Origin of the sequence: Dyella sp. (assembly GCF_035685885.1) — a bacterium.
In the GTDB taxonomy this organism is placed as follows: Bacteria; Pseudomonadota; Gammaproteobacteria; order Xanthomonadales; family Rhodanobacteraceae; genus Dyella.
In genome coordinates, this window is sequence record NZ_DASRZX010000113.1 from 93,195 (window position 1) to 101,921 (window position 8,727).

Genomic DNA, 8,727 nt, shown 5'->3' on the forward strand with positions numbered 1-8,727 from the left:
GCTTAGAACTTCAGACCGGCTTCGCGGGCCGCATCGGCCAGCGCCTTGATGCGACCGTGGTACCGGAAGCCCGAGCGATCGAACGCCACAGACTCGATGCCTGCGGCAAGCGCACGCTCAGCCACAGCCTTACCGACAGCGGCAGCCGCAGTGAGGTTCTTGGTGCCCTTCAGGCCCTCGGCAACCGACTTCTGCACGGTCGACGCGGCGGCCACCACGTTCTGGCCATCGGCGGCAAACACCTGAGCGTACAGGTGCTGCCCGGTGCGATGCACCGACAGGCGAGCCACGGCGAGCTTGCGGATGTGCGAGCGGGTGGACTTGGCGCGACGCAGGCGGGATTCGTTCTTGTTCATCGTGTTCTCTCCAGGAAGCGGATAGGCCTTTAGGCCTTCTTGGCTTCCTTCAGGGTGATCTTCTCGCCCGAGTAGCGGACGCCCTTGCCCTTGTACGGCTCCGGCGGACGGATCGCACGGATCTTGGCGGCCACTTCGCCCACGCGCTGCTTGTCCGTACCCTTGATCAGGATTTCGGTCTGCGACGGGGTTTCGATGGTGATGCCTTCCGGCGCGTCGAACACGACCGGATGCGAGAAGCCCAGAGCGATGTTCAGCGACTTGCCGCCCATCGATGCGCGGTAGCCCACGCCAACCAGCTCAAGCTTGCGCTCGTAGCCGTCGGAGACGCCCTTGACCATGTTGGCCAGCAGCGCACGCAGCGTGCCACCAAACTTGGCATCGGCACCTTCGGCCACGGCGATGTTCGCCACGCCGTTGTCGACGGAAACGGAAGCGCCCGGGAGGACGTGGGTCGCCAGGGTGCCCTTGGGGCCCTTGACGGTGATGCCATTGGCGTTCGAGGTCATCTCAACGCCCTTCGGCAGGGTAATCGGCTTTTTGGCAACGCGGGACATCGTCGACTCCTTATGCGACCTGGCCGATGACTTCGCCGCCCAGACCCTTGGCACGGGCCTGCGCGTCGGTCAGCAAACCGGCGGAAGTCGAGATGATCGAGATACCCAGGCCACCGAGGACCTTCGGCAGCTCGTCCTTGCCGCGGTAGACGCGGAGGCCGGAGCGGCTGACACGGGTAATGGTTTCAATGGCCGGACGGCCTTCGAAATACTTGAGCTTGATCTCGAGCACCGGCTTGCCTTCCGCAGTGGAGGCCTTGGCGTCGAGGATGTAGCCCTCATTCTTGAGAAGGTTGGCGATGGCCACCTTCAGCTTCGACGACGGCATGTTTACGGCCTGCTTGCCCGTGAGCTGGGCATTGCGGATGCGCGTAAACAGATCGGCGATGGGATCAGTCATGCTCATGAAAACATCCTTCAGAGTGCACCGATATCCGAAAAACCGGAAATCTGTTTTGAGTTGTATGCCGACAAGCGTCGACCTGCGGGAACGCAGACCGTCGACTATAGCAGCATTTTTCCGACTTTGCGAATAACGGCGCGTAGTCGCGCCAACGGCAGCAGGTATGAGCCTGCCGCCGCATCGGAACGAAGCTGGACCTTACGCCCTGCCCCGTCCTGTTTGGGGTCTTACCAGCTGGCCTTGCGCAGGCCAGGAACGTCGCCACGCATGGTGGCTTCGCGCAGCTTGTTACGGCCGAGGCCGAACTTCTGGTAAACGGCACGCGGACGACCAGTCAGGGCGCAGCGAGTACGCTGGCGAGCCGGGCTGGCATCACGCGGCTGCTTCTGCAGCTTGGCCTGAGCGTCCATCTTCTCCTCGTAGGAGGCGGTGGGGCTCAGCACAATCGCCTTCAGTTCGGCGCGCTTGGCGGCGTACTTCTTGACGAGCTTGGTCCGCTTGAGGTCGCGGTTAACCATCGAGGTCTTGGCCATGTGTCTCTCGCGACTCTCTTAGTTACGGAACGGGAAGCTGAAAGCTTCCAGCAGCGCCTTGGCTTCTTCGTCACTCTTGGCGGTGGTGGTGATGGAGATATCCATGCCACGCATCGCGTCGACGGCGTCGAAGTCGATTTCCGGGAAGATGATCTGTTCCTTGATGCCGAAGTTGTAGTTACCACGGCCGTCAAAGGCGCGACCCGACACACCACGGAAGTCGCGCGTACGCGGCAGCGAGATGTTGATCAGGCGATCCAGGAATTCCCACATCTGCGCGCGGCGCAGAGTGACCTTGCAGCCGATCGGCCAGCCGTCGCGGATCTTGAACGAGGCCACCGACACGCGGGCCTTGGTCTGGATCGGCTTCTGGCCGGAGATCTTGGCCATGTCGGCCACGGCGTTTTCGAGCACTTTCTTGTTGCCCGCCGCTTCGCCCACGCCCATGTTCAGCGTGATCTTGGTGATGCGGGGAACCTGCATCACGTTCTGGTAACCGAAGCGCTCGGTGAGCTTCTTCATTACCTGGTCTTTGTAAAACGTTTCGAGACGCGTCGTCATAACATTGATTCCTTACGCGTCCACAACTTCGCCGTTGGACTTGAACACGCGCACCTTACGCCCATCGGAGAGCGTCTTGGCGCCAACGCGTTCACCCTTGCCCGTGGCGGAGTTGAACAGCTGGACGTTGGAGATGTGGATCGAAGCCTCACGCTCGACGATGCCACCAGCCTGGTTGGCCTGGGGGTTCGGCTTGGTGTGACGCTTGACCAGGTTCACGTTGGAGACGAACACGCGGTCGCCATCAACGCGCAGCACGTCGCCGCGCTGACCCTTGTTTTTGCCGGTGATCACGAGGACCTGATCACCCTTGCGGATACGGTTCATGGTCTGGTCTCCGCTCAGAGCACTTCGGGCGCGAGCGAGACGATCTTCATGAACTTCTCGCTGCGCAGCTCGCGGGTGACCGGCCCGAAAATACGGGTGCCGATCGGCTCGAGCTTGTTGTTGAGGAGCACCGCTGCATTGCCGTCGAAACGGATCAGCGAGCCATCGGGACGGCGCACACCCTTGGCGGTACGAACCACCACGGCGTTGTACACCTCACCCTTCTTTACCTTGCCGCGGGGAATGGCATCCTTCACGGTGACCTTGATTACGTCACCGATACCGGCGTAACGGCGCTTGGAGCCGCCGAGCACCTTGATGCACATCAGTTCACGGGCACCGCTGTTGTCGGCCGCGGAAAGCGTGCTTTGCATCTGAATCATGTCTGCACCCTCCCTTAGACGTTAGCGCGCGTGATGATTTCGACCACGCGGTGATGCTTGGTCTTGGACAGAGGACGGCATTCCGCGATGCGGACCAGGTCGCCTTCGTTGGCACCCAGGTCGTTCTGCGCGTGCAGCTTGGTCGAACGGCGGATGATCTTGCCGATCAGCGGATGCTGCTCCTGGCGCTCGATCAGGACCGTCACGGTCTTGTCCATCTTGTTGCTGATGACGCGGCCCTCGAGGGTGCGCGTCTGCTTTTTGTTGTCGCTCATATCGGCCGTCCCTTACTTCTTGCCGCCGAGCACGAACTTCGTGCGGGCGATGTCGCGCCGAACTCGGCGCAGCTGGTGCGGCTGGTTGAGCTGGCCGGTGCCTTTCTGCATGCGCAGGTTGAACTGCTCCTTGCGCAGGTCCAGCAAATGCTTGTTCAGCTCTTCGGCCGTCTTGTTGGTCAGATCTTTGATGGCCATCACATCACCGCCCGGGTCACGAATTGGGTCTGGACCGAGAGCTTGGCCGCGGCCAGGCGGAACGCCTCGCGTGCGGTGGCTTCGTCGATACCCTCGATTTCATAAAGCATGCGGCCCGGCTGGATCGGAGCGACCCAGTATTCGACGCCACCCTTACCGGCACCCATTCGAACTTCGATGGGCTTCTTGGTGATGGGCTTGTCCGGGTACACGCGGATCCACAGCTTGCCACCGCGCTTCACGAAGCGGGTGATGCAACGACGACCGGCTTCGATCTGACGTGCGGTGAGCGCGCCGTGCGTGGTTGCCTTCAGGCCAAACTCGCCGAAGCTGACGAGGTTGGAGCAGAAGGCCAGACCGTCGTTACGGCCCTTGAACTGCTTACGGAATTTGGTTCGCTTGGGTTGCAGCATGGCAACTCTCCTTACTTCGCCGTCCGCTCGCGACGGCCTTCACCGCCCTCGCGACGCGATTCACGACGACCCTCACCACCCTCACGGCGCGGCTGGGACTGCTCTTCCTTCGGCTCCTGGTTGATCTGGGAGAGATCGAAGATCTCGCCCTTGTAGATCCACACCTTGATGCCGATGATGCCGTAGGTGGTCTTCGCCTCGGCGGTGCCGTAGTCGATGTCGGCACGCAGCGTATGCAGCGGCACGCGACCTTCACGGGCCCATTCGGAACGGGCAATCTCGGCGCCGTTCAGACGGCCAGAGACATTGATCTTGATACCCAGGGCGCCCAGGCGCATCGCATTGCCAACCGAGCGCTTCATGGCGCGGCGGAACATGATGCGACGCTCCAGCTGCTGTGCGATCGACTCGGCAACCAGCTGCGCGTCCAGCTCGGGCTTGCGCACTTCGCTGACGTTGATGTGCGCCGGAACGCCCATCATGTCGCTGACTTCCTTGCGCAGCTTCTCGATGTCCTCGCCCTTCTTGCCGATCACCACGCCCGGACGGGCGGTGTGGATCGTCACGCGCGCGGTCTTGGCCGGGCGCTCGATGAGGATCTTGGAGATGCCGGCCTGGGCCAGCTTCTTGCGCAGCATCTCGCGGACCTTCAGGTCGGCCGCAAGGTACTGGGCGTATTCGCCCTTGTTGGCGTACCACTTCGAGTTCCAGTCCTTGGCGATGCCGAGGCGGATACCGGTGGGATGAACTTTATGACCCATCGTCTACGTCCTCAGTCAGTTGCCAACGACCACAGTGATGTGGCTCGTGCGCTTCAGGATGCGGGAACCGCGGCCTTTGGCGCGGGCGTACATGCGCTTCATCGCCGGACCTTCGTCCACGAAGATGCGCGAGACCTTCAGCTCGTCGACGTCAGCACCGAGATTGTTCTCGGCGTTGGCGACGGCCGACAGCAGCACCTTGCGAACAATGGCTGCGGCCTTCTTGTTGGTGAACTGGAGCACGTCGCTGGCTCGGCCCACGGGCATGCCGCGGACCAGGTCAGCCACCAGGCGTGCCTTCTGCGCCGAAATGCGGGCGCTGCGCAGGATCGCTTTGGCTTCAGTGCTCATCACTTGCCCTTCTTGTCGCCGCCATGGCCCTTGAAGGTGCGGGTCACCGCGAACTCGCCGAGCTTATGCCCGACCATGTTCTCGTTGACCAGCACGGGGACATGCTGACGGCCGTTGTGGATGGCGATGGTCAGGCCGACCATTTCCGGCAGGATCATCGAGCGACGCGACCAGGTCTTGATCGGACGCTTGTTGTTGGCGGAAACGGCGGCTTCCACCTTCTTTACGAGGTGCAGGTCGACAAACGGACCTTTCTTTAGAGAGCGCGGCATGATCGTTTCCTATTACTTGCGACGACGCACGATGAACTGCTGGGTGCGCTTGTTGGAGCGCGTCTTGTAGCCCTTGGCCGGCGTACCCCACGGAGAAACCGGGTGACGACCGCCAGAGGTCTTGCCCTCACCACCGCCGTGCGGATGGTCGACCGGGTTCATCACCACACCGCGAACGGTGGGACGAATACCCAACCAGCGCTTCGCGCCGGCCTTGCCGAGCTTGCGCAGGCTGTGCTCGCCGTTGCCGACTTCACCGATGGTGGCGCGGCAATCGACCGGCACGCGGCGCATTTCGCCGGAGCGAAGACGCAGCGTGGCGTAGCCCGATTCGCGAGCCACCAGCTGAACCGAAGCACCGGCGGAACGCGCGATCTGCGCACCCTTGCCCGGACGCATCTCGATGCAGTGGATGGTGCTACCCACCGGGATGCTGCGCAGCGGCAGGCTGTTGCCAGCCTTGATCGGCGCGTCGCTGCCCGAGACCAGACGATCGCCGGCCTGCACACCCTTCGGCGCGATGATGTAACGACGCTCGCCGTCGGCATAGCACAGCAGTGCGATATGCGCGGTGCGGTTCGGATCGTATTCAATGCGCTCGACCTGGGCGACGATGCCTTCCTTGTCGCGCTTGAAGTCGATGATGCGGTAACGCTGCTTGTGACCACCACCCTGGTGGCGAACAGTGATACGACCGTAGTTATTGCGACCGCCATTCTTGGTCTTCGCTTCGGTCAACGCCGCGTACGGCGCGCCCTTGTGAAGGCCCTCGGTGCGGACGCTGACTGCGTCGCGACGGCCGGGGGAGGTCGGCTTATGAGTGATCAGTGCCATCTCAATTCAACTCCTGGCTCAGGCCTTGGACGACACGTCGATGGTCTGACCATCGGCGAGGCGAACGTAGGCCTTGCGCTTGCCCTGGCGGCTGCCAGCGCGGAAACGGAAGGACTTGACCTTGCCCTTGGCGTTGACGAGGTTCACCTGCTCGACCTTGACGTCGAACATCTGTTCCACCGCAGCGCGGACATCGGCCTTGGTTGCCTCGGGGGCAACCACGAATACGTACTGGTTCTTCTCGGCCAGGCGCGCGGCCTTTTCCGAGATGTGCGGCGCACGCAGCGTATTCAGAATGCGTTCGTTGCTCATGCCAGCCACTCCTCGATCTTCTTCACCGCATCGACGGTCATGACGATGTGGTCCGAACCGACCAGGCTGACCGGGTTCAGCGCCAGCACGTCCACCACGTGGATGTACGGGATGTTGCGCGCAGCCAGGAAGGTCGCCTCGTTGGCATCTTCCGACACCAGCAGCACGCGGCCGGAAACCTGCAGCTCGGCCAGCTTGGCAACCATCGCCTTGGTCTTCGGGGTGTCGATGCCGAAGCTCTCGACCACCTTCAGGCGGTCCTGGCGGATCAGCTCCGACAGGATGGAGCGGATGGCAACGCGATACGACTTGCGGTTGACCTTCTGCTCGTAGCTACGCGGCTTGGCAGCAAACGTGCGGCCACCACCGACAAAGATCGGGGCACGGTAGTCACCGTGACGGGCGCCGCCGCCCTTCTGCTTCTTAAACTTCTTGGTGGTACCGGACATCTCGCCGCGCGACAGCTGCGACTGGGTACCTGCACGACCGCCGGCCTGATAGGCAACGACGACCTGGTGGATCAGGGCCTGCTTGAGCTCACCGCCGAACACTTCGTCCGACACGTTGAGCGGCTTGGCGCCAATAACATTGAGTTCCATGGCGTCTCTCCTCAGCCCTTGGTCGTCGGACGGATGACGACGTCGCCGCCGGTAGCACCCGGCACCGCGCCCTTCACCGCGATCAGATGACGCTCGGCGTCGACCTTGACCACTTCCAGGCCCTGCTGCGTGCGGTTCACCGCACCCATGTGGCCCGACATCTTCTTGCCCGGGAACACACGACCCGGGGTCTGGCGCTGACCGATAGAACCCGGTGCGCGATGCGACAGCGAGTTACCGTGGGTCGCGTCGCCCATGGTGAAGTTGTGACGCTTGATGGTGCCCTGGAAGCCCTTGCCCTTCGACACGCCGGCGACGTCAACGATCTGACCCACCTGGAACACGTCGTCGGCCTTGATCTCGGCGCCCACGCTGTACTTGCCGAGGTCATCGGCAGACACGCGGAACTCCCACAGACCACGACCCGGCTCAACCTTCGCCTTGGCGTAGTGACCCTTCAGCGGCTGCGTCAGCAGGCTGGCGCGCTTGACGCCGGCTGCGACCTGCACAGCGCTGTAACCATCGTTATCTTCCGTCTTCAGCTGGGTGACGCGATTCGGGGTGGCTTCAATCAGCGTCACCGGAATCGAGCGTCCATCTTCAGTGAAGAGTCGGCTCATGCCGCACTTGCGGCCAACCAGTCCGATACTCATCTTCGTATCCTGTTTATCGCTCAACCGAGCTTGATCTGAACGTCAACGCCAGCGGCGAGATCAAGCTTCATGAGCGCGTCCACGGTCTTGTCGTTGGGGTCGACGATGTCGAGCACGCGCTTGTGCGTACGGGTCTCGTACTGGTCGCGGGCATCTTTGTCGACGTGCGGCGACACCAGAATGGTGTAACGCTCGATCTTCGTCGGGAGCGGAATCGGGCCGAGAACCGTAGCGCCAGTGCGCTTGGCCGTCTCGACGATTTCGCTGGCCGAACGGTCGATCAGACGATGATCGTACGCTTTGAGCCGAATGCGAATCTTTTGGTTCGCCATAAACCGTGTCCTGTTTATCGAAAGAACAAAAACTGTGAACCGAGCAGGCTTCTCGCCTACCCGCACAACCCTATTTGTCGCTTGGTACCGCAAGTCAATCTCGGCGAGCGACTAGATGCCGCTTGATTGACCCTAAAAGACTAGGCAGACCCTAAATGGGCCCGCCAAGACGGAAAAGCATAAAACGCGCGAAATGGCCCGGTCAACAAAGCGTCACGCTTCGTTGCCCAAGCCCTCTCTTGCGTATTGGCCATCCCGGCCAGCGAACTCGAAGCACTTCCTGCGCCTCATTTCGCTGTAAGGTCGTCCGAGCCATAGGCGCGGCGACAGGCAAGTTCAACACTATAACCTAAAGTTCCGTCAGAGGGAAGTGCAAAAGCCGTCCTCCAACTGAACATGCCTGGAGGAGAGCCGTTACGGCCGCTCCATCCAAGACAGTCGCCGCCCGAAGGCGGCGACTTTGCCACTTACTTGATGACCTTGGCCACCACGCCGGCGCCGACGGTGCGGCCGCCTTCGCGGATCGCGAAGCGCAGGCCTTCGTCCATGGCGATCGGGTGGATCAGGCTGACCACCATCTTCACGTTGTCGCCCGGCATCACCATCT

At 62.0% G+C, this 8,727-nt stretch carries 18 protein-coding genes and 1 pseudogene; all 19 read right to left on the minus strand.

Annotated elements, in window-relative coordinates:
• Positions 1-2 precede the first annotated feature (2 nt).
• Positions 3-356 (minus strand): 50S ribosomal protein L18, encoded by a 354-nt coding sequence (gene rplR, locus VFG49_RS13615; RefSeq protein WP_324861374.1) that lies wholly within the window; start codon positions 354-356, stop codon positions 3-5.
• A 29-nt stretch (positions 357-385) separates the two neighbouring features.
• Positions 386-913 (minus strand): 50S ribosomal protein L6, encoded by a 528-nt coding sequence (gene rplF, locus VFG49_RS13620; protein WP_324861376.1) that lies wholly within the window; start codon positions 911-913, stop codon positions 386-388.
• 10 nt (positions 914-923) lie between these two features.
• Positions 924-1,319 (minus strand): 30S ribosomal protein S8, encoded by a 396-nt coding sequence (rpsH, locus tag VFG49_RS13625; RefSeq protein WP_324861378.1) that lies wholly within the window; start codon positions 1,317-1,319, stop codon positions 924-926.
• Positions 1,320-1,543: 224 nt separating this feature from the next.
• Complete coding sequence (gene rpsN, locus VFG49_RS13630; RefSeq protein WP_038620418.1) at positions 1,544-1,849, minus strand: 30S ribosomal protein S14; 306 nt, start codon at positions 1,847-1,849, stop codon at positions 1,544-1,546.
• Positions 1,850-1,867: 18 nt separating this feature from the next.
• A complete protein-coding gene (rplE, locus tag VFG49_RS13635; protein ID WP_324861381.1) occupies positions 1,868-2,410 on the minus strand; it encodes a 50S ribosomal protein L5 in 543 nt (180 codons plus the stop codon).
• A 12-nt stretch (positions 2,411-2,422) separates the two neighbouring features.
• The gene (gene rplX / locus VFG49_RS13640) at positions 2,423-2,737 is read right to left on the minus strand and encodes a 50S ribosomal protein L24 (protein ID WP_019464889.1); all 315 of its coding nucleotides are present in this window, start codon (positions 2,735-2,737) and stop codon (positions 2,423-2,425) included.
• A 14-nt stretch (positions 2,738-2,751) separates the two neighbouring features.
• A complete protein-coding gene (gene rplN / locus VFG49_RS13645; RefSeq protein ID WP_266183056.1) occupies positions 2,752-3,120 on the minus strand; it encodes a 50S ribosomal protein L14 in 369 nt (122 codons plus the stop codon).
• A gap of 14 nt (positions 3,121-3,134) precedes the next feature.
• Positions 3,135-3,395 carry a 30S ribosomal protein S17 gene (rpsQ, locus tag VFG49_RS13650; protein WP_324861385.1) on the minus strand — a complete coding sequence of 87 codons (261 nt, stop codon included), beginning with the start codon at positions 3,393-3,395 and terminating at the stop codon, positions 3,135-3,137.
• A gap of 12 nt (positions 3,396-3,407) precedes the next feature.
• The gene (gene rpmC, locus VFG49_RS13655) at positions 3,408-3,593 is read right to left on the minus strand and encodes a 50S ribosomal protein L29 (RefSeq protein ID WP_019464891.1); all 186 of its coding nucleotides are present in this window, start codon (positions 3,591-3,593) and stop codon (positions 3,408-3,410) included.
• The gene (rplP, locus tag VFG49_RS13660) at positions 3,593-4,006 is read right to left on the minus strand and encodes a 50S ribosomal protein L16 (protein ID WP_114239850.1); all 414 of its coding nucleotides are present in this window, start codon (positions 4,004-4,006) and stop codon (positions 3,593-3,595) included. The genes rpmC and rplP overlap by 1 nt, the downstream gene beginning before the upstream one ends.
• Positions 4,007-4,017: 11 nt before the next feature.
• A complete protein-coding gene (gene rpsC, locus VFG49_RS13665; RefSeq protein WP_324861389.1) occupies positions 4,018-4,767 on the minus strand; it encodes a 30S ribosomal protein S3 in 750 nt (249 codons plus the stop codon).
• Between the two features lie 15 nt (positions 4,768-4,782).
• A complete protein-coding gene (rplV, locus tag VFG49_RS13670) occupies positions 4,783-5,118 on the minus strand; it encodes a 50S ribosomal protein L22 (protein ID WP_019464894.1) in 336 nt (111 codons plus the stop codon).
• Complete coding sequence (gene rpsS, locus VFG49_RS13675) at positions 5,118-5,390, minus strand: 30S ribosomal protein S19 (RefSeq protein ID WP_017461870.1); 273 nt, start codon at positions 5,388-5,390, stop codon at positions 5,118-5,120. Before rpsS ends, rplV begins: the two co-directional genes overlap by 1 nt.
• A gap of 12 nt (positions 5,391-5,402) precedes the next feature.
• On the minus strand, positions 5,403-6,224 hold the full coding sequence (gene rplB, locus VFG49_RS13680; protein WP_324861393.1) for a 50S ribosomal protein L2: 822 nt from the start codon (positions 6,222-6,224) through the stop codon (positions 5,403-5,405).
• An 18-nt stretch (positions 6,225-6,242) separates the two neighbouring features.
• Positions 6,243-6,536 carry a 50S ribosomal protein L23 gene (rplW, locus tag VFG49_RS13685; protein ID WP_019464896.1) on the minus strand — a complete coding sequence of 98 codons (294 nt, stop codon included), beginning with the start codon at positions 6,534-6,536 and terminating at the stop codon, positions 6,243-6,245.
• A complete protein-coding gene (gene rplD / locus VFG49_RS13690; RefSeq protein ID WP_324861395.1) occupies positions 6,533-7,135 on the minus strand; it encodes a 50S ribosomal protein L4 in 603 nt (200 codons plus the stop codon). Before rplD ends, rplW begins: the two co-directional genes overlap by 4 nt.
• A gap of 11 nt (positions 7,136-7,146) precedes the next feature.
• Entirely contained in the window at positions 7,147-7,788 is a 642-nt protein-coding gene (gene rplC, locus VFG49_RS13695; protein WP_109126895.1) for a 50S ribosomal protein L3, read from the minus strand.
• Between the two features lie 20 nt (positions 7,789-7,808).
• Positions 7,809-8,120 (minus strand): 30S ribosomal protein S10, encoded by a 312-nt coding sequence (rpsJ, locus tag VFG49_RS13700; RefSeq protein ID WP_017461875.1) that lies wholly within the window; start codon positions 8,118-8,120, stop codon positions 7,809-7,811.
• Between the two features lie 467 nt (positions 8,121-8,587).
• Positions 8,588-8,727, minus strand: a pseudogene (gene tuf / locus VFG49_RS13705) (elongation factor Tu); the annotation flags it as partial.